Origin of the sequence: Dyadobacter sp. 32, from assembly GCF_902506755.1 — a bacterium.
GTDB lineage: Bacteria > Bacteroidota > Bacteroidia > Cytophagales > Spirosomataceae > Dyadobacter.
The window spans coordinates 5,962,000-5,982,500 of record NZ_LR735258.1 but is presented as its reverse complement, the minus strand read 5'-3'; the positions used below and the strand labels follow the sequence as shown (position 1 = coordinate 5,982,500).

Here is a 20,501-nt window from a genome sequence, read left to right as displayed (position 1 = left end):
AACTGCTGGCTACGACCCGCATTCCCTTGCAGGATCCAGAGAATAATTTCAGCAACCATGGTCCCTTTCGGGCAAAGATGCTAATTTTGCGAATTGGCAAAATCACACTTCCTCAATCATGCGCCTGTCTGAAATATGGATCTATCCGATAAAATCGCTGGGTGGAATCCGCCTGTCCACAGCTTCTGTTGAAAGCCGTGGACTGAAATATGACCGAAGGTGGATGATCATCGACGAAGATGGCACCTTCCTTACGCAAAGGGCAATCCCCAAAATGGTTCTGCTGGATGTGGCGCTGCTGGACGAAGGCTTACAAATATCGTTTCGATACGACCTCAACAAAAGCATCATGATACCCTACAAGCCCCTCACTGCGAATACCGTTCGGGTGACGGTTTGGGATGATACCGTGGAAGCCCTTACCGTGAGTGATGCTGCCGATCTGTGGCTAAGTGAACAACTAGATAAAAATGTCCAGCTGGTGATGATGCCGGAATCTACCATTCGCAGAGCAGACCCGCGCTATGCTTTAAACAACGAGCCCGTGAGCTTTTCCGATGGATTCCCTTTTCTTTTGATCTCGCAGGCATCGCTTGACGACCTGAACAGCAAACTGATCAAAGCCATGGAAATGAGACGATTCCGACCCAATTTTGTAGTGCTTGGTACCGATGCATTTGCGGAAGATACCTGGAAATCCATTCGGATCGGAACCGAAACCTTTGATATTGTAAAGCCCTGCTCACGATGCGTACTCACTACCATCGATCCGGAGACGGGAGAAAAAGGTACCGAACCATTAAGAACACTCGCTTCCTACCGGAAAGTGAATAAAAAGATACTGTTTGGCCAAAATCTCGTTGCAGTAAGCAATGGATTTGTGCGCGAAGGTGATAACATCAGCATACTACTTTAGAGAAGCCTACCACAGTGAAAGTCGAATATCAAAAAGAAGTCGCTCCTTCAATTTACAGATTCCACCCTGTTCATTTAAAATGGGCCGGTCTACACATTTCCGCCAGTGCGATGTTGATTTGCATGATAGCCAGCCGGCTACCTGATGGCAAAACACCGACCAACCCCTTTGTGGTTGCCATTATGGGCCTCGTCGTATTTGCAGTCAACGGTATGTTACAATTACTGCCCCATGGCAATCCGGGAAAATCATTATCTGCTCAATACAGTTTTGTGAAAAAATACAGACCGGTTTTTGTCAAAGCGATTGCCGGATCTTTGTTTTGGGCTGCCATGCTTTGCTGGTTTATTCCATCCCTTTACTGGAATATTGGTATTGGAGTCTGTGGAGTTACTGCACTAGGCTTATGGCTCTGTACCAAACTACCGCCCACCTCCGGCAGCCATGTATACAAAGAACCCGTTACAGCACTTCTTTATACCACAGGAATCTGGGGTAGTGTTTGGCTTTCAGCTGAAACTGGGTTGCGTGACAGTGCACTGATGGGAATTACTTTCCTTTTGTCGACCTTCCAATTACTGCTCATAATGTCGCATTTTAATGCACTGGATCGTACCGGGGCACCAAATATGGCGAGATGGATGGGCAAAACCAGGACGTCAAACGTAATTTACGGCTGCACAGTAGTTATGATGTTGCTTGGTGTGGGCGTGTGTTTGGGTTCAGAGTTCCGGTATACCCAAAGGATATCGGTCCTGTTTATGACACTGTCTCTCCTGCATGCACTGATCTTTTTCAAATCCGGCCGCACGACTTATCGACAAAACTGGTGGGTTCTTGCAGAGTTTTCCGGGCTATTTCCACTCTTGCTTCTGTGAGAACGTCGATTTGCCGGGTTATGCCGGGTAACAACAGATAGTAAACTTTTACTTCTGGGCCAGGATTCCTAGCTGATAACTACATGAGCCCAATAAAAAAACGCACCTAACGGATGCGTTTTTTTATTGGCATTAAATTTAAAAAGTTCTGGATGCCTTTACTGCTGAGACTCAGGATCAATAGACCCGGCAGTCTGGAAAGGGCTTTTCATAATGCCTCTTTCCGAGTTCCTTACAAAATTCACCACTTCGTCTCGTTCGTTGGATGGCGGTAGTTCGAGCTCTATTTTCTGAAGGGCTTCTGCATTATTTAAGCCCCGCATATAGATGTAACGGTAAATATTCTGAATCTCGACAATTTTCTCATTGCTAAAACCACGACGCCTCAATCCAACCGAATTAATCCCGGCATAGGAAATAGGCTCACGTGCTGCTTTGGTAAATGGCGGCACATCCTTTCGTACCAGTGATGCACCCGACACAAACGAATGTGATCCGATTTTCACAAATTGATGAACAGCACTCAGGGCGCTAACGATGGCCCAGTCGTCCACATGAACGTGACCGGCCATTTGTACATTATTTCCAATGATACAGTTGTTACCTACCCGGCAATCATGCGCCACGTGTGCGTACGCCATAATCAGGCAATCGGAGCCGACCAGTGTTTTCCAATGCTCCTCTGTTCCCCTGCTGATGGTGGCATACTCGCGAATGGTGGTATTATCACCGATGATGGTCAGCGTATATTCGTTGTTGTATTTAAGATCCTGGGGCGTAGCCGAAATCACTGCACCGGGAAAAATCCGGCAGTTTTTGCCAATCCGCGCGCCGGAATTTATAACCGCATGGGACCCTATCCAGGTTCCTTCGCCAATCTCAACGTCTTTATGGATCATAGCAAAAGGTTCGATTTCCACATTTGCTGCGATCTTCGCTTCGGGATGTATATATGCTAACGATTCTGTCATTTTTTCTTTACTAAGCTAGCGATCATATCGGCTTCACACACGAGCTGTCCAGACACGTATCCCCGGCCACTCATTTTTACAATACCGCGCTTCATCGGCGAAGTAAACACACATTTAAAAATTACGGTATCCCCGGGAAATACATTTCTACGGAACCTACATGCATCAATACCGATCAAATAAGGCCAGTAATTATCGGGATCCGGCACACTGCTCAGCACCAGAATTCCACCTGTCTGCGCCATGGCCTCCAGCTGCAACACACCCGGCATAACAGGGTTTCCGGGAAAATGCCCTAAAAAGTATTCTTCGTTGATCGTCACATTCTTCACACCTACGACACTGTTTTCGTCCAGTGCAATGATTTTATCAATCATTTGAAATGGATACCGGTGGGCAAGCAGTTCTCCTATCTGCTTGATGTCAAGCACTGGCGCTTTGTTCGGATCGTAGGTTGGGATATCTCCCTTACCTGATTTAATGAGCTTCTTAATCTTTTTAGCAAGGGCTACATTGGCCGCATGACCTGGGCGCGCCGCCAGAATCTGTGCTTTTATAGGCCTGCCGATCAGGGCAAGGTCGCCGATCAGGTCCAGCAATTTATGCCTGGCCATTTCATTGGGATAATGTAGCTCTACATTATTCAAAATTCCCTTTGACTTGTCCACGCTAACCTTTGGCTTGTTCAGAAGCTGAGAAAGGTGGTCGAGCTCGCCTTCTTTCACATCGCGATCTACAATCACAATCGCATTGGTAAGGTCACCTCCTTTTATAAGATTTTGCTTGTATAGCGCTTCGAGTTCATGAAGAAAAACGAAGGTCCGGCAAGAAGCGATATCTTCCTGAAACAAGGTAATATCATTCAAGGAAGCATGCTGACTGCTGATTACCGTCGAATTGTAATCAACCATCACCGTCAATCTGTAATCAGAAAGTGGCAAGGCTACCAGCTCGGTATCCTTTTCCTTATTTTTATAATGCACATACTCCGGCACTTCGAAATAATTCCGGTACGCATTTTGTTCTTCAATACCCGCATCCATAAGCGCATCCACAAAACGGATCGAACTTCCATCCATAATCGGAGGCTCAGGCCCATCTAACTGAATCAACACATTGTCGATCTGAAGCCCTACCAATGCGGCAAGTGTATGCTCCACTGTGTGAATTCGGGCTCCGTTTTGTTCAATTGTAGTGCCTCGGGATAGATCCACTACATTGTCTACGTCTGCATCAACAATCGGCTGACCAGGTAAGTCGACCCTCTGAAACTTATAACCGTGATTTGCGGGGGCAGGAACAAAAGTCATTGTTGCTACTACACCTGTGTGTAAACCCACTCCCGTAACCGATACGGACTTCGAAATGGTTTGTTGTTTTTCGTTCATTGTATTCTCCCTATCTTATCTAAAACTGCGGGGTCGCGCGCAAAAATGAGCATTTTGTTTGGCTCTGTATCTATTTCGGTTGAATTATTCCTTGATCTGTACTTCTGCCTTCAACCGATTTAATTCAAGTTCTTTAAGTCTTTTTTCAAGATCTGGTATCCTTCTCACGACCGCCATCGCACGTAAGTGTTCGGTAAGGTCGCGCGCCGGAGAGCCCGACAAAGAAAGCCCTTCCTTTTTTATAGTTTTACCTAGACCACTCTGAGCACCTATTTTTGTGTGATTCGCCACAAACAAATGCCCGGATATGCCCACCTGACCGGCAATAATGCACTGTTCACCGATGTGTGTGGAACCCGACACCCCCGACTGTGCAGCGATTACCGTATTCCGGCCCACCTCCACATTATGGGCTATCTGCACGAGGTTATCGAGCTTGGCGCCTTTTCTGATGATGGTCGACCCCATCGTGGCACAATCGATGGTGGCGTTGGCACCGATGCTTACGTTGTCTTCAATGATCACATTTCCTAATTGAGGGATGGTTTTGTAAGTTCCATCACTTTGAGGTGCAAATCCAAAGCCATCGCTGCCTACCACTGTGTTCGCAAAAATTGTACAATTATTACCAATAACCGTATTGTCATATATCCTCACACCGGGATGAAACACACAGCCATCTCCAATCGCCACGCCCTCACCAATGTAGACCTGTGGGTAAATTTTGACGTTGTTCCCGATCCTGCAACTGCGTCCGATGTAGGAAAATGCACCGCGGTAAATATTATCGCCTACTGTGCTGTTATCCCCAATAAAACTAGGTTGCTCCACCCCGCTTTTACCTTTTGCTATGCGCTTTTGATATTCTTCCAGGAGTATTGTGAAGGCCGAGTATGCATTTTCCACATAGATCAGCGTGGCTGTAACCGGCTGCTTTGGTACAAAGTCTTTATTTACAATGACCGCGGAAGATTTGGTCGCATAGATATAGGGTTCATATTTGCTATTTGCCAAAAAAGAAATGCATCCTGGCTCTCCCTCTTCTATTTTGGCAGCCGAATGTATCAGGATCTGATCATTGCCAACAGTCGTTCCATCAAGCATTTGTGCAATCTCGCTGACAGTAAATTTCATATTTTTCGGCTAATTTCTATAAACGTACGGGACGTAATATGGCATGTAAGTAAAAGATGTCTTTTTCCTAAACCACAAATTGACATCTTAGTTATTGACGCAAAGATACATTTTTACCCCAACATACATAGTACTTCCGGACAATCTTAGTGAGGGCTTCGATGGTGGGGATATCCGATGCATCAGCGATATCGAGCAGCTCGTCATTTTTCATTTTCACACAGATCGGGTCCTGCTCCTTTTCGTAAGCATAATTGGTGGTTTCACCGGTTATAATAAAATAGGAAGCCTCCTTTTCGGACAATCCGGCATTTAATAGATCTTCACGTAAAGGTTTTAATATTTCGTCATCGGGCTGCTCCTCGTAGAATGAAATTTTGAACAATTTTCGTTCCAACAGCATCTTACTGAGGGTTGACAAAACGAAGTCCCCATGCGCCGACCAACCTTTCACTGACGCCCAGACATCGTGATCATCCAGCCGATTGAAAGAGCCGAGCAACTCCGGGTTTCTGATAAAATCCTCGAGGGTGAATTTGTTGTGTAAAAAAATCGAGAAATCTGGTGTGGCAAATAACGTGTCGCCTTGCTCAGCCAACTCGCGCGCCCGGTATAACAATTGTGTCAGCATCGCCTGAGCGCTCAGAAGTGTCTTATGGAGATACACCTGCCAGTACATGAGCCTGCGCGCATGAAGGAAATTTTCAATACTCAGCAATCCCTTTTCCTCAACCACAAGCTGATCCTGAACCACATCAAGCATTTTAATCAGTCGATCGGCCCCGATAGAACCTTCAATCACACCCGTATAAAAACTATCCCGGTTCAGGTAATCCATCCGATCCATATCCAGCTGACTGGAGATCATCTGATGAAAAAATTTCCTGGGATAGGTGCCTTCAAACATTTGTATGGCCACGTCGAGCCTCCCGTGCATCTGCCGGTTGATATCCTTCATCAGAGCCAGCGTCATGGATTCGTGCGCAACGCCGGGCATCAGTACGCTTTCCAAAACATGCGAAAACGGCCCATGTCCCAGATCGTGCAAGAGAATAGCCGCCTGTGCCGCTTCCAGCTCAGCCTCCCAGATTAAATGTCCCTTATCCTGCAGTACTTTCAGCGCCTGACTCATCAGGTGCATGGCACCCAGGGCATGATGGAATCGGGTATGCAGGGCACCCGGGTAAACCACTTCCGCCAACCCCAACTGTTTGATCCGCCTCAACCTCTGAAAATAAGGATGCTCGACCAGGTCAAACAGCAAGTCGGAAGATATTGTGATAAAGCCGTAAACCGGGTCGTTGATGATTTTTCGTTTGTTCAAAACACGTTTTTTTTGCAAAAATAATAAACTTGCAACGGAGAAAAGAAGTTATTCTTGACAATATGATTTGGAGAATTAGCACGTTTTACTAATTTTGCACTCCAAACACTGGGTTAGCTGTTAGCTGTTAGCTGTTAGCTGTTAGCTGTTAGCTGTTAGCTGTTAGAAGTTTCGGGCCTATAGCTCATTCGGTTAGAGCAACTGACTCATAATCAGTAGGTGCCTGGTTCGATTCCAGGTGGGCCCACTTGAAAATCAAGGACTTAGCGTAAAAAACTAAGTCCTTTTTTATTGTCCGCCACCAGATTAACATTATAATTAACATTGTAACTCGGGCATAAAAAAAGCCCGGAGAGTGTCCAGGCGAAACAGTTTTTATATAATTACTTCTTATTATTTGCCTTCCACAACCAATTTCGCTTCTGTATTTTCCGACTCATCAACGTCTTCAATAGCCAAATAGGTAAGCGTCATGTTTTTTATTTGATTGTATGGAATGACCATCAATTGCTCCCCTATACTAGATCTATCATTAGATTTATTATAGGTTTCAACAAAAGTAACTTTTTCAACCCCTTCACTAGTGCTTTTGACAGTTTTCTGCGTTTTGATCATTTCTCGTCGCTGTACGTCAATTAAAATTATTCTCTCCAAGCCATCCCCACTTTCGCTTAACTCATATTCAAACAGATAACCGTCATATATTAATGACTGCTCTTTTGTCTCAACCAGAGCGTGTACATAAATCAATGGAAGCGTTATACTTCCGAACGACCTCTTATACTCTGGCGTGTCCACCAATCGCCCTGACAAGATATAATACCATTCACTGTTAAATTTAAAAAAGGTGCTTCGAGTGTCAAGATTGAATCGATAGACTAAAAATCTTAATCCAAGGGCAGATGAGACCGCCAAAACAATACCAAATAAAATGTAAAATGCAAAGTTTATGAACTGGGCGCCAAGACTACTTTGTTGTTCGTGATCCAAGTAGATGGTGCTGGTTGGCGGTATTAGTAACTTGTATAGCAGGGGAAAATCAATATCTTTATAAATACACTCCACTAATACAATGGCGACCACATGTATAAAAAAAGCAGGTAATAGCGATGCTATTACCTGCTCCCACATAGAGACCTTTAAAAACTTGAACTTGTTTTTGTTGGCGTACTTATTGCCAAGAATGGCTTTTTCGTCGGTTTTGAAAAATATTCCTTTAAAATAAATGATGCGAAAAACTATACCAGGGTAAATTAAGGGAGACTGTAAAATGAACTCTGTCTAAAAGTTTTAACTTTAAGACAGAACATGGAAAAGACAGAATTCGAACAGATGCGCGACAAGGCGCTCGAACAGTTAATGAAAGGACAATCGTTAACTGGTAAAGATGGCGTTTTCGCGCCCTTACTTCAACAATTTTTGGAAAGTGCTCTTGAATCAGAGATGAACACTCACCTCAGTGAGCAAGAACGCGAATCAGGTAACAAACGCAATGGTAAAGGTAGCAAACGCTTAAAAACCATGTCTGGCGAAATCATTCTGACTACGCCAGAGGATCGAAAAAGCAGCTTTTCGCCGCAAATCGTCAAGAAACGCGAAACGGTCCTGGCTGACAATCTGGCTCCTCAAATTATTGGATTATATAGTAAGGGAATGAGTTTTCGGGATATATCCGACCACATCCAGCAGATGTATGATGTTGAGATATCTCATGCCACGCTATCAGAGATCACTGAACGCGTGATTCCTCAGGTCAAAGAATGGCAGAGTAGGCCTTTGGAAAGCCTTTATACCATTGTATGGCTCGATGCTATGCATTATAAGGTTCGAGACGGGGGGCGGGTGGTAACACGAGCTGTATATAATGTTCTAGGAGTAAATCGAGATGGCTATAAAGATCTGATTGGCATGTATGTGTCTGAAAGTGAGGGAGCTAATTTTTGGCTTTCGGTTCTTACTGATTTGAAATCCAGGGGCGTAAAAGATATTTTGATAGCTTGTACGGACAATCTGACCGGCTTTTCTGAGGCAATATTAGCGTCTTTTCCGGAATCAGAGATACAGAGTTGCATCATTCATCAGATCAGAAATTCGTTGAAATATGTAGCTTCCAAGGATCAAAAAGTTTTCATGCAGGACTTAAAAACGGTTTATCAAGCTCCTACAAAAGATAAAGCGGAATTGGAGCTTGATAAACTTAACGATAAGTGGGGCTCCAAGTACCCTGTCGTAATCAAATCCTGGCAGAATAATTGGCACAAACTGTCAACTTATTTTGCTTATGATGAGCAGATTAGGAGGCTTATTTACACGACAAATGCCGTCGAGGGTTTTCATCGGCAAGTCAGAAAAATCACCAAAACAAAAGGAGCTTTTCCTAATGATATGGCATTACTCAAATTGATCTACCTGGCGGTCGAGAATATTAGCCGAAAATGGACGTCGCCTTTGCAAAATTGGGCACTGACAGCTCAACAACTGCATATCAAATTTGGCGACAGAATGCGAATGGACCTTTAATTTTGCTTCCCAATATAAAACGCAAAAATAGCCCGTTATTGAATTTATCAAGGGTATATAAACGGCCTCGTGCCTCAGCCGCCCTTGACAAATCCAATAACAAGCAAAAAAGCATTTGAAATCGAAAAGAAAAATTAAATTTGAATAAACTTAGATGGCCAGACAGAGTTTAAATTACACTCCCAATTAAGGTGATAATTATTATCGCACTAAATATGAGACTCATTTCGCAAACTTAGAAAATTCTATTTTTCTAACACGAAACTTGCCACCGTCTGAAGCTTTGATGACCACGTTGGCACTTTTATCGTTTTGAAGAAAAGATCTCAACTCCCTTGAAGCCTGGTGATCTGCAAGTACTTTGACAGATGTATCTGACATTGGTCCTTTCATGATTATGGGCGGTTAAGTGGTAAACTACTGATGCAATGCAATTGTCGCATTGCATATATTACAACGTAAATATAACAAGTTAAGTGTAAGATAATACATCGAGTCTACTAAAATGACCCTCTTTCTTCAATAATTACACTGGCTGTGTTGTTGGCTTAGTCAAAACTGTTAGATCAACTTCGTGTCAAGACTTCCTCCGATAAAAGCCGGAGCACCCGCCCTTTATCATTCAACCTACTTTTACAGATACTGTAACTGCATCTTAAACGGGTGTGGTTGTTGGAAGTAACGCGAGAGGTTTGCGTAACACCTGATGCTGGATACGATTAAGGATGAAAGAAATTATTTCGCCTGATACAAATTATCCAGCACCCACTTTTCAAAAACTCCTGTTGATTTTCCCTTGTGCCTGTAATCATCAACTACGCCCTTTGCATCAATATTATAAAGGAGAACGCTAACCGTTGACTTACCAGGTGACACTTCTTTCACCCGGAGATTCCATGAAGCAGTGACCGACTTCATCACCATTTTAAAGTTCTCGTCATTAAGCCTGGTTGTAACTATCGAAGCTCCCTTGTCGGTAACAGCGCCTTGCCTATCCTCGGTAGAATATTTGTCAGTAAATGACACCGGATCAGAAACGACGAGACCGCTTGCCTTGTCGACAATTCTCACATTTAATCCTATGTCTGCAATGAGATCAATAACCCTATCCCACACTGTATCAGCAGGAACGTCCAGCTTCATTCTTAAAGGACCATCAGGATACTTTCCTTTGATCGGAACTACGCCGGTACTAACACATGATGTAAAAACAATGGTAACGATAGTGAAGAGGAGTATTTTTTTCATTGATTTATGAGAGGGTTTTGAAATGAGAAGCCAGAGTCACGAATCCAGTCAGTTACCCTTTTCTCCTCTTTCTCAATTCATTCACAATTTTCAGTCCAGAGTCCAGTAGCCAAGCTTCATCCGGGTAATCCTTTTCGTGCGACGCAATCCAAGCAACAAGCCCTATTTCCTTTAAGTATTCAACCTTTTTACCATTGCCACCCCTGGAGCCCTCGGGCATGTTTTCAAATTTGATTTCGTCCGACTCTATAAACAACATTAAATACTCTTCTATTTTGCTCATGATATTTGGAGGTTAGAATTTTCTGTATTGATAAACTTTAAATATCGCTGGTACTCATAACCCGTCATTTCAGAGATCTTCTTTAAAAACAGCTTGTGTTTATACAAAGGGTCAAAGCTCAAAATATGCTCATTGAAGACCCAGTCTATTTCTTCTTTGGACTCTACCAATTTATCGATCAAGTCAAATTGCCATCCAATAAGTGAATCAGCGACGTCGAGCAGCCCGTAAGTCACCAAAACAGGCTTGATGTAATCTCTGATTTGGTTGTAAACTTCACCTGATAAACCCTGCCCAGGGTTTTCGACAATAAAAACGAAGTCTTTATGTAGTTTTTTTATCTGACTGAGTTCACTCTGCTTTTCTGATGATATTTTCATTATTGATAGAGGTTAGTTATTAAAAATATTCGAGGTCTTTGGTGTCTACTATCCAATTTTTTGATCACCCATTCCCAGTCTCAACGATGCTGAAATCTCCTGCTTAACGCTGCGAAGTGATAAAGCTCCAATATTTCTTCATTCCTAATTATACGATCGGGATAAGCATTTTTGTCCGGATTTAGGAATTTGCAATACAGCTCCCCCTTGCTTCTATCTTCCACGGCATTTGCTATTAAGATCTCGTTTTTAATATGTATAACAAATGTCGGAACCGCTAACACGCTAAAAGATCGCAGGCTGTTTCGATTATCATCTCTCAATCCCGTAAATATATCGCCTTTGCATAGCGTTTTTTGATCCATCATCCATGGAATGGTCGAGAATTTCAAATGAGCAGCCTCTTCTAGGCTCCATACTGGAAACGAAAATTACATAGTTCGGTAAACTTCTTAAGTATTCAGATTTTAACCAGTTCCCTTTACAGGATTCATACTCCCTTGACGCAATTAACGGTGTTATCACCAGACAACCGCCACCATCTAAACTTCTATATTCTGTTGAATCTATCACACAGATTAAGCCGAGTTCAAGAGGTGGTTTCTGAAACATCTGTCCATTTCCCGTAAGAAGCCAGTCAATACTTAAGTCTGAATAAACACGAATTAACTTGTAAATTGTACTTTGAGTCATTCCATTCGGCCCTCCAGCCCACTCTGCCGATAATTTACCGAACCACCATTACCTTCTGGTATTTGCTGGATTCGCCAACCTTTCTGGTCCGGATGGTATAAATTCCGGGCGCGAGATTTCGCACCGAGATCCCGCCTTTGTCAATGCCTGCCGATTGAAATACGACCTGACCGAGATTGTTGATCAACTGAACAGATTCGATTTTGGATAAATCGACCGAACCAAGAACGAAAAGCCTGTCTGAAACGGGGTTTGGAAACAGCCTGAAGGCATTCGAATTTTCAAAAGATAGACTTCTGATACGGCTGTACGCGAAGCTGCCGTCCTGGTCCACCATTTTCAGACGATACAAATTTTCCCCTTCGAAAGGTTTAAGATCATTGTAGGAATAGGATCTCAAGGTAGTGCTTTCTTTGGCCGCTTTCAAAGTGTTGAGTGCTTCCCACGAGAACCCATCCCTGCTTTTTTGTAACTCAAAGAAATCACTGTTCAATTCCTCTGTCGTGGACCATTTCAGTACCGCCACGTTTTCGGTTTTGGAAGCGTCGAAAGATAAGAGTTTCACAGGTAGGGGCACGGAACTGTTTCTGAAAATGTAGGCGGATCCCGCGTCAGTCAAAAAATTTTCCTCTCTGAAATCTTTATCATCATTTGCCGCACCGACCAGGATATTTTGTCCTGAAATGGCCACAGCGAATCCAAAGCGATCCTCGGCAAATCGATACTGTGCGGTGATTTTTTGGAAAAGTCCCCAGTTCTCACTACCATCCTTATCCTTGCTAAAGACAGAAACTGAACCTGACAGATTGGTGTAGTTGCTGTTTGAAGCGTCATAATGGTCGAACCCATAGCCCACAACGGCATTATCTCCGCTTATACCAACGTTGGAACCAAAGTATGTATTTTCCGTTCGCACTGCCGCAGTCATTTTTTTTACCACAGCCCAGAGGCCGGAGCCCTGATCTTTTTTGAACACATAAGCAGCACCCGCATATCGTAGTGTATTGCCTCCGTTAACATCTCTCTCGTCATATGGAGCCCCTACGATGAAATGATCACCACTAATATTTACCGACGACCCAAAAGTTTGATATGCATGCCTTATTGGAGCGGTGACCTTCTGCTTCTGGCCCCAATTGTTGATGCCCCCGAGATCTTTTTCATAGATGTACACTGCGCCCGCGCCTTCTAGGGGATCGTTCTCGGTCGCGTCATGATCTTCCGATCTCGAGCCCACCAAAAGAGTATTCCCCTCGATGGCCACCGACCACCCGAAGTTATCTCCATTGGCAAGAAATAATGGTGTTACCGTTTTCAACAGCCCCCAGTTGTTGCTTCCTCCATGATCCTTTTGAAAAAGAAAGGCCGCACCCGTGAAATCGGGCGGCGCTCCGTTATTGGCGAAATACCCCGGCGCACCCACTATTGCATATTCTCCGTTTAACGCAACAGAAAAGCCGTAGCGGTCGTCTCCACGCCGGTCTGCTGAGTGAACAAGCGATTTTACCATCCCCCAGTTTCCCGTCCCACCCCTGTCTTTCTCGAAAATGTAAGCCCCACTCGTGGCGAGTTCCACCTGACCTCCGACGAATTTTATGTTCCCATCCCTTGCTCCCACGATGGCATAGTTCCCGTTGATGGCAACCGAAGATCCGAAATTGTCAAAGGTCATGTCAGCAGGAGGATCTATTCGTTTAACCTCAGTCCAGTTTCCGCCGTTGTTATAAAGGATATATACAGGGCCCTTTTGGCCGGCGCTGCTACCAGCTCTTCCGTCAACAGCGCCCACAATTGCGTAATTGCCGCTAATGGATACGTCAGCCCCATAGAGGCGGGGAGTGGCGGCTCCGGTGGAGGTGATCACTTTATCGAACAATCCCCAGTTATCGGTTCCATTCAGATCTTTGTTAAAAAAGAATGCAGCCCCGGACTCTGGAACGGGCTTTTGCTCAAATCGATCGTCATCCTCACCCCAGGCGCCAACAAAGGCGTTTTCTCCACTGATTCCCACGGCATAACCAAAGAAATCACTGTTGGCCCTATACCGTTCCGTTATTTTTTTTACAATGCCCCAGTTGTCATTAGAGGGTTGATTTTTCTTATAAATATAGGCCGACCCCGAGCCATTCAAGGTGAAAAACTCTGACCCATCCTCATCCTCCATGTAAGCTCCAACAATGACATAATCCCCACTTATTGAGACGGATCTACCATAGTGGTCCTCATTGGCACGGACGGGAGCTACAAGTTTTCTGGCGACACCCCAATTATCGGGGCCTCCTTCGGATCTCTTAAAGATGTAAGCCGCCCCGGGCCCGTTCACTCCGGGGCTTGGATCATCCTGGTCGGCGCCAACAACGACATAATCCCCGCTGATATCAACCGAGGTTCCGAAAGTGGCCGAAGCCGCACGCGTGGGAGCAACTATTTTTTTGATCAGGCCCCATTGATCCGCACCACCGCTATTCTTCCCAAAAATGTACGCAGACCCTGCGGCAGACAGTTCGTTTTGCTCCAGAACATCGTGATCTTCCAAAGCCGCTCCGACAACAAGCAGTTCGCCGTCGAGTGATAGGTGATTACCAAAGCTGTCCAATGCTTCACGTTTCGGCGCATTGACCTGCGCCACCTGGCCCCAGTTTTCCTGTCCTCCCATGTCCGTTCTATACAAAAAAACGGATCCCGCGCTGTGCAGAAAATTGCCTTGCCCGGCATCTTCGTCGTCCCCGAAAGCCGAAACAGCGACATAGTCGCCACTAACGGACACCGAGGCGCCGAAGTAATCGTCCTGAGCCGGGAAGGGAGCGGTAAGTCTTTTTACTTGTCCCCAATTGTCGATACCGCCTTCGTCTTTCTTGAAAATGTAGGCGGCACCTTCCCGGGAATTCTCTCCGTATGCCCCCACAACGGCATATTGATCATTGATATCAACTGAAACTCCAAAATAAGACCCGGAGGGACGGCCGTTGGAGCACAGTTTTCTTATTTTTTTCCACTCGCCACCTACTTTTTGAAAGACATAAGCAGCCCCTGAATGATAGACATAGTTTGCCCCATTGGCATCTTCATTTTCGCCAATTGAACCCACAATGGCGTAATCACCAAAAAGGGCAACTGTCTGGCCAAAATAATCGTAAGGCGATCGTCCGCTGGTATTTTTATCCTCGCGGTCACTGGCAGATGCTTTGAGGATCTGATTCCAGTTCTGAGCCTGGATACTTGAGGTGCATAGCAGGGACAGGAATGCAAATGGGAACGCAAGCAGAAGTTTTTTCATCACCGATATTTTATGGAGAGTAGTATAGTCACAAGTAAACTTGCAACTACTTCTGCAAAGAAACATTTATTTATATTTAATCAATAATTAGTGATGCATTAAATTTTTGTAACTATTGTAACATGTTGTAAGTAAAATAATTACGATCATTTGTCAGATTTTAGATTTGACGGAGACTGAGCTTAAAAACATAAACAAACAAATGACAACTGAGGCATTCACCTTTAAACGGGTTTTATATTTTCCCCGACAAAGCAGCCGTGATGAGCAAACAATTGCAGACAAAATTCAAACGGGGCCGATATCGTACAATCACGAATCCAAACAAGCTAGCCGCTCAATTGGCCCAGGATCTGCAATCAGTGTATGCGGGACTCTCTCGCTCTGGTCGAGGCAATGGACGAAAATTTCGGTTTAAATAAAGTGGAAATTCTGGACGGTAACATTGGTTATCTCCCGGTTTACAGCTTTACCTCATTTACTGAATGGGCACGGCCATCTTTTTTCTCGGCCTTACGTTTTCTTTCCCGGACACGGGCACTTATAATTGATATGCGTTTCAATGGAGGAGGCAGTCCGGAAATGGTGAGCCAAATGGGCAGCTATTTCTTTCCTGTTCGAACGCCTTTTACGACCATTGAAAACCGGGTCAGGGATTCTACTTTTATATATTGGGCAGATCCAGATAAGGCAGATGGCTTGCACTTGTCCCTGCCAGTTTATATCCTGACCAGTCACAGCACCTTTTCGGCGGCCGAAGACTTCAATTACAGTATGCAACAAGCCAAACGTGCCCTGATCGTAGGTGATACCGCAGGAGGTGGAGCACATCCTGCAAGGCCGTTTCTTCTTGGCCAAGGTTTTTTGATTAATCTACCTTTTGCACAGTCCATCAACCCGTATTCCAAAACCAATTGGGAGGGTGTCGGGGTACTGCCGGAATTCCTACCCAATCCAGCGGAGCATTGGAAAAAGCCCAGGAGCTGATCCTAACTACGGCGATGGAGTAAACTTCAAGTGACGGGCAGAAAAGAAAGCTGCAATGGGCCGTCCACGAGCTGAAAGCCCGCCAGCAGCAGTTTGTTGTTGCCTCGAGTGAATTAGCTAAATATTCGGGTAATTATGACGATTTGTTGGTTTATGTTAACAATAGTAAGCTATGGTGTAAAAACACGGGCCGGGGCAATGAAATTACTTCCCTTAATCCGATTATGCAAGATTGGTTTACGCTCTCTAGCGAAGATTTGGCTAATAATAAGGGATTTACTAAAACTGGTGGGGTGGTGCGGGATTCTTCCTCGCTCTCGCATAGAGCAGATCCAACATCTTCTGATAGTCCATATCAAGTGAGATTGTATCGGCAAACTGATGCAGTTCGGCTTCGGGCATCCCAACGCCGACACTGTAACCACTCATCCTCTCTGACCCAAAATACAAAGCCCCAGGCTTTTTGTAGTACATGTAAAACATACATGGCCCATCGGAGAATACTTCCACATCGTTATGTTTTCTATTAAACCAGCTGGTTTTTACCAGTTTGCTTAGTTCTTTTAAACTCTGACCCGCAGCGGTCTCACATTTATCTGCGCTTATCATTTTAATATGACTGCTAGTGCACAGATACCATAGATAGCTTCCAATGACACACAGGAATAACCCAAGCACCAGCCCCTTAATAATATTCCAAATCATCATGGCAAATAGATTCCCCGAGTAATGTTGATATCCTATTCCTTTCCGCGTTCCGACCGCGACATTCACTGCACAGGCATGCGGAGAACACAACAAATTTAAAACATTAAATAATAATCACTGACCGCCTTTATCTGGAAAAAGTAGCTAAACCACCCTTTGTTAGCTTACACATCCAGAAACTGCCGAACAACCTCAACCCGCAAACGTTCCCCAATACAAGTTCAGAATACGGCGAACCAGAAAATAAGAAGTTCGTAGTTATAACTCAGCTGGAGATAATTTCCTATTTTGCAAATAAATAATCAGTCCTCCACAACCCGATTACAACAAAACAGTCACCCATATCATACCGCACGCCTATACCCATGCAAACACCCACACCCACCGAATCCTCGGCCACGAAACCGCTGATAGCTACGCTGTCCATTACCGCGTCTGCGCAAAGCTATTTCAATGCATTGCGCAAGCAGTATTTCCCGGCTGAGCGAAACTATCTGGATGCACATCTCACGCTTTTTCATGCCTTACCCAACGAGCCATGGATACGTGAAGACCTTCAAAAAATTTGCAATAATCAAAAGCGATTGGCTGCCACCGTGCATGGTGTGATGTCGTTGGGAGGTGGTACTGCTTTTAAGATTATTTCGCCGGAACTGACAATACTCCATCAAAACCTCCAGAATAACTGGCTGGAACATATGACCAATCAGGACCGGCAAAAGCGAAACTTCCACATTACGATTCAAAACAAGGTAGAACCCGCCGAAGCCAAAAAATTACAGGCTGCTTTGCTGCAGGAATTTAAATCCTTCGACATCACCATTGACGGTATTCAGCTTTGGCGATACCACAATGGTCCCTGGCAATATCTTACGAAATATGATTTTGAGAAGAGGGAAGCCTCAGATACGCCTTAAGAGCAGGCTATATTCTGGTTTGTTGCGGATAAAGTATACGATTACTCACAGGGTGGATAATCTTAACGATTTATATCAATTTCATAGGTGAAGCTATCACCGCGATAGTATCCCAGATTGTATTCGATAGGCCTTTCGCCGGGATCCAATACCAATCTCTTTCTAAACAAAACGGGAGAACCCTTGTGTATTTTTAACTCATGGGCTACAATTTCATCTGCGCCAATGGCCTTAATCTCCTCTTTGGATACAAAAGGCACAGTTGCATAATCCTGTTCCAGAATTTCATACAAATGTCTTGAAAAATCTTCCTTACCCGTTAAGCCCACCCGTGGATGAAAATAGGAAACAAACAAAACAAAAGGGCCATCGAGCAAGCCCCTGAGCCTTTCAAGACGTAGTACCTCCTTATCTTTTTGTATCCGCAGCATATCAGCAACTTCGTCACTTGCTTTCACCCAATCCACTTTAATTTTATAATTGTGAAAGTCGAGTCCCTGAGAATTCATCTCGGAACTAAAACTCACCCAATTCACTAATTTCGTACTAACGGTGTTTTTTATGGTACGTGTTCCTACACCTTTTTTACGCTCCAGTAGATTTTCGTTTTTCAGCTTGTTGGTTGCCTGCCTTACCGTATTTCTGGATATTCCAAGGCGTTTAGCGAGCTCTACTTCTTTGGGAAGCATCTTGCCGTTTTTATACTCCGGCAAATCAATTAAAGTTCTTAGAAGATTTTCAACTTGAACATGAAACGGCAATGGACTGCTGTGATCTATCTTAAATTCCAATTGAGCTACTTCTTCGCTATTTTCAATTTCCATGCTTTAGGTCTGTATTAAGCTCACAATTTAAGTCTTTCCTCCCAAATCCGCACATGAATTCTAAAAACGGGGACCACTTTGAAACTTCTTGCCATCCGTTATTCCTTTCCAGTCGTCGGTCCGAAATGGCACAGCAGGCAAACCTTCCCGATTAAACAGGTTCAGTTCCCCGGGATTATCACTCCATGCATACCTTACAGCAAGGGGTTTCTTAATCTGTTCGGAACTCACAATGACTTGATTCCCATGTATTTTCGCCAGTGCCCACGCGAATTTCCCATCCTCGCCTGCAATTTGAAAACCTTTAACATAGCCATATTTATCGGTCGTGTAAATACCTCCGGTGATGTTGGTGAAATTCAAAACGACCTCGTTTCCCTGCACACGCATGTGACTGTATGCAGGACCCTGTCCGTCAATCTGTTTGTTGTAAGCCACTTTTAATGCTGCAAGAGCCAGTCGTTTTCCAACATCCTTTTTGTTTTTCGGATGAATATCACCCGCTTCGCCCACATCAATTGCACATGCCATGCCGGTATAAGGCAACTTCAATGCCATTGCCTGTGCCTCTCGCAACTCCGCCCAGGCGCTTTCAGCCGGCTCCGGCTTTTCCTGCATATAGTTGGCAAGTTGTACGAAGATAAACGGCAGGTTTTCATCGTTCCAATTCGTTCGCCAGCTACCAATCATCGCCGGAAATAGTGCCCGATATTCGGCAGCCCGCTCGGCATTGGCTTCTCCCTGATACCAGATCACGCCCTTTACAGCCAAATGAGCCAAAGGAGCGATGTTGGCATTAAAAAGAACACCTGGTGAAGAAAAGGGAGTAGCGTTGGGGAGAACCGGCTTAGGGAATTTTGAAGGATCAATACGCAATCCTTTTTTGTAAAACCATTTTCCCCATAAAATGGGATTCCCCCAGAACGGCGAAGTTGTAAATCCCCCGATGCCTCCGGTATCAAAGATCCTAACAACCAAAACGTTGCCTGTCGGCTTTAATATGGAAGCCGGAACCTTGTAGTTACGGTGATTATGGTTGCCAAATGTCTCCCCTATTTTCATACCGTTCACCCAGGTAATGTCATAATCATCAATCTGCAACAATTGTAGACTAAGCGAATCAGGACCTTTGGTTTTATCAAAATCAAAGGTTGTTTTTACCCAAACGGCTCCGTCAAAATCTTTCAGATCGGCTTCCTGTTCCCAGGTATTCCCGGCAAGGTTTAGCGGCTTCCAATCTGCAAAATCCGTCTCAGGCAGGAACCATTTCTGCTCTACGCCCTCTCCATGGTAATAATGTTTGCGGTACCATTTTGTCTTATAAGTCTCAAAATCGGCATTCAACCGGGCGAAACTCTTTCCGGTATTTACTGTTTCTTTCATTTCTTCCCGGAATACTGGAAATTGAAGCAGCGACTCATTGCTCATCCAGGTTTCAACCGAAGTAGCGCCCAGGTTGTCGCTGATCAATCCGATGGGCACATCCAGTTCACTATTCAGTTTTTTTCCAAAGTGATAAGCTACGGCCGAAAACGCTTCAATATTTTCCCCACTCAGTTCCTGCCAGCCAATGCCTTTAAGATCTGTTCGTGGCTGGTAATCCATTTCCGTCAATACTGTGAAAAGTCTGATTCTGTTGGACTTGATCAGCGAACTATCCGTTTCTTGAAATCCGGTCTGTTTCACTTTCCATTGCATATTCGACTGCCCTCCACAAATCCAGACATCCCCAATAAGTACATTCTCAAAAATGATAGAATTGCTGCCGTTGACCTGCAGGGTATAAGGCCCTCCGGCTGGCATCGCATTCATTTTCACCAGCCATTTGCCTTTTTCGTCAGTTTTTACCGCCTTTTGGTCTGAACCTAGTTTTACCACCACCTCCTCCCCGGGTTTTGCCCATCCCCACACAGCAATGGGTTTATCCCTCTGCAACACCATGTTGTTTTGAAAGATCTGTGGCATTTTAATCTGCCCCACTGCCAATACAGAACCTAATATCAGCAGTGGGAAAAACAAAAAGGATTTTATAAAACCGGACATACAAAACGTA

19 protein-coding genes and 1 tRNA gene are annotated in these 20,501 nt (G+C 44.5%); 7 read left to right on the top strand and 13 right to left on the bottom strand.

Annotated features, from left to right (window positions below; translation table 11 throughout):
* Positions 1-118 precede the first annotated feature (118 nt).
* Positions 119-916, top strand: coding sequence for an MOSC domain-containing protein (locus DYADSP32_RS24470; protein ID WP_149240305.1), 798 nt, complete (start codon positions 119-121; stop codon positions 914-916).
* A gap of 122 nt (positions 917-1,038) precedes the next feature.
* Positions 1,039-1,794, top strand: coding sequence for a hypothetical protein (locus tag DYADSP32_RS24465; protein ID WP_414618027.1), 756 nt, complete (start codon positions 1,039-1,041; stop codon positions 1,792-1,794).
* A gap of 158 nt (positions 1,795-1,952) precedes the next feature.
* On the opposite strand, the gene lpxA is transcribed toward DYADSP32_RS24465, so the two are convergent.
* From lpxA to DYADSP32_RS24445, 4 genes are all read right to left on the bottom strand, one after another.
* Positions 1,953-2,765 carry an acyl-ACP--UDP-N-acetylglucosamine O-acyltransferase gene (gene lpxA / locus DYADSP32_RS24460; protein WP_149240307.1) on the bottom strand — a complete coding sequence of 271 codons (813 nt, stop codon included), beginning with the start codon at positions 2,763-2,765 and terminating at the stop codon, positions 1,953-1,955.
* Positions 2,762-4,153 (bottom strand): bifunctional UDP-3-O-[3-hydroxymyristoyl] N-acetylglucosamine deacetylase/3-hydroxyacyl-ACP dehydratase, encoded by a 1,392-nt coding sequence (locus DYADSP32_RS24455; RefSeq protein ID WP_149240308.1) that lies wholly within the window; start codon positions 4,151-4,153, stop codon positions 2,762-2,764. Before DYADSP32_RS24455 ends, lpxA begins: the two co-directional genes overlap by 4 nt.
* Before the next feature lie 84 nt (positions 4,154-4,237).
* Positions 4,238-5,287, bottom strand: coding sequence for a UDP-3-O-(3-hydroxymyristoyl)glucosamine N-acyltransferase (lpxD, locus tag DYADSP32_RS24450; protein WP_149240309.1), 1,050 nt, complete (start codon positions 5,285-5,287; stop codon positions 4,238-4,240).
* A 91-nt stretch (positions 5,288-5,378) separates the two neighbouring features.
* Complete coding sequence (locus DYADSP32_RS24445; protein ID WP_149240310.1) at positions 5,379-6,611, bottom strand: HD domain-containing protein; 1,233 nt, start codon at positions 6,609-6,611, stop codon at positions 5,379-5,381.
* A 173-nt stretch (positions 6,612-6,784) separates the two neighbouring features.
* Here DYADSP32_RS24445 and DYADSP32_RS24440 point away from each other — a divergent pair.
* Positions 6,785-6,858, top strand: a tRNA-Ile gene (locus tag DYADSP32_RS24440).
* Positions 6,859-7,004: 146 nt separating this feature from the next.
* Here the strand turns inward: DYADSP32_RS24440 and DYADSP32_RS24435 are convergent.
* Entirely contained in the window at positions 7,005-7,742 is a 738-nt protein-coding gene (locus DYADSP32_RS24435) for a hypothetical protein (protein WP_149240311.1), read from the bottom strand.
* Positions 7,743-7,919: 177 nt separating this feature from the next.
* Here DYADSP32_RS24435 and DYADSP32_RS24430 point away from each other — a divergent pair, with 177 nt between their 5' ends.
* Positions 7,920-9,131 (top strand): IS256 family transposase, encoded by a 1,212-nt coding sequence (locus DYADSP32_RS24430; RefSeq protein ID WP_149240312.1) that lies wholly within the window; start codon positions 7,920-7,922, stop codon positions 9,129-9,131.
* Positions 9,132-9,353: 222 nt separating this feature from the next.
* On the opposite strand, the gene DYADSP32_RS24425 is transcribed toward DYADSP32_RS24430, so the two are convergent.
* From DYADSP32_RS24425 to DYADSP32_RS24405, 5 genes are all read right to left on the bottom strand, one after another.
* Positions 9,354-9,524 (bottom strand): hypothetical protein, encoded by a 171-nt coding sequence (locus DYADSP32_RS24425; protein WP_414618026.1) that lies wholly within the window; start codon positions 9,522-9,524, stop codon positions 9,354-9,356.
* Positions 9,525-9,866: 342 nt separating this feature from the next.
* Positions 9,867-10,379, bottom strand: a complete 513-nt coding sequence (locus tag DYADSP32_RS24420; protein ID WP_149240313.1) for a hypothetical protein — start codon at positions 10,377-10,379, stop codon at positions 9,867-9,869.
* A gap of 52 nt (positions 10,380-10,431) precedes the next feature.
* Positions 10,432-10,662 carry a hypothetical protein gene (locus DYADSP32_RS24415; protein ID WP_149240314.1) on the bottom strand — a complete coding sequence of 77 codons (231 nt, stop codon included), beginning with the start codon at positions 10,660-10,662 and terminating at the stop codon, positions 10,432-10,434.
* Positions 10,659-11,042 carry a hypothetical protein gene (locus DYADSP32_RS24410; protein WP_149240315.1) on the bottom strand — a complete coding sequence of 128 codons (384 nt, stop codon included), beginning with the start codon at positions 11,040-11,042 and terminating at the stop codon, positions 10,659-10,661. The genes DYADSP32_RS24415 and DYADSP32_RS24410 overlap by 4 nt, the downstream gene beginning before the upstream one ends.
* A gap of 727 nt (positions 11,043-11,769) precedes the next feature.
* A complete protein-coding gene (locus tag DYADSP32_RS24405) occupies positions 11,770-15,012 on the bottom strand; it encodes a T9SS type A sorting domain-containing protein (protein WP_414618025.1) in 3,243 nt (1,080 codons plus the stop codon).
* Between the two features lie 209 nt (positions 15,013-15,221).
* Here DYADSP32_RS24405 and DYADSP32_RS24400 point away from each other — a divergent pair, with 209 nt between their 5' ends.
* Positions 15,222-15,434 (top strand): hypothetical protein, encoded by a 213-nt coding sequence (locus DYADSP32_RS24400; protein WP_414618182.1) that lies wholly within the window; start codon positions 15,222-15,224, stop codon positions 15,432-15,434.
* The gene (locus DYADSP32_RS24395) at positions 15,379-15,999 is read left to right on the top strand and encodes a S41 family peptidase (RefSeq protein WP_149240318.1); all 621 of its coding nucleotides are present in this window, start codon (positions 15,379-15,381) and stop codon (positions 15,997-15,999) included. Before DYADSP32_RS24400 ends, DYADSP32_RS24395 begins: the two co-directional genes overlap by 56 nt.
* A gap of 279 nt (positions 16,000-16,278) precedes the next feature.
* On the opposite strand, the gene DYADSP32_RS24390 is transcribed toward DYADSP32_RS24395, so the two are convergent.
* Positions 16,279-16,608, bottom strand: a complete 330-nt coding sequence (locus DYADSP32_RS24390) for a hypothetical protein (protein WP_149240319.1) — start codon at positions 16,606-16,608, stop codon at positions 16,279-16,281.
* 464 nt (positions 16,609-17,072) lie between these two features.
* Here DYADSP32_RS24390 and DYADSP32_RS24385 point away from each other — a divergent pair, with 464 nt between their 5' ends.
* Positions 17,073-17,624 carry a 2'-5' RNA ligase family protein gene (locus tag DYADSP32_RS24385; RefSeq protein WP_149240320.1) on the top strand — a complete coding sequence of 184 codons (552 nt, stop codon included), beginning with the start codon at positions 17,073-17,075 and terminating at the stop codon, positions 17,622-17,624.
* 62 nt (positions 17,625-17,686) lie between these two features.
* On the opposite strand, the gene DYADSP32_RS24380 is transcribed toward DYADSP32_RS24385, so the two are convergent.
* A complete protein-coding gene (locus tag DYADSP32_RS24380; RefSeq protein ID WP_149240321.1) occupies positions 17,687-18,448 on the bottom strand; it encodes a GntR family transcriptional regulator in 762 nt (253 codons plus the stop codon).
* 60 nt (positions 18,449-18,508) lie between these two features.
* Positions 18,509-20,491, bottom strand: coding sequence for a sialate O-acetylesterase (locus tag DYADSP32_RS24375; protein ID WP_414618024.1), 1,983 nt, complete (start codon positions 20,489-20,491; stop codon positions 18,509-18,511).
* Between the last annotated feature and the right edge of the window lie 10 nt (positions 20,492-20,501).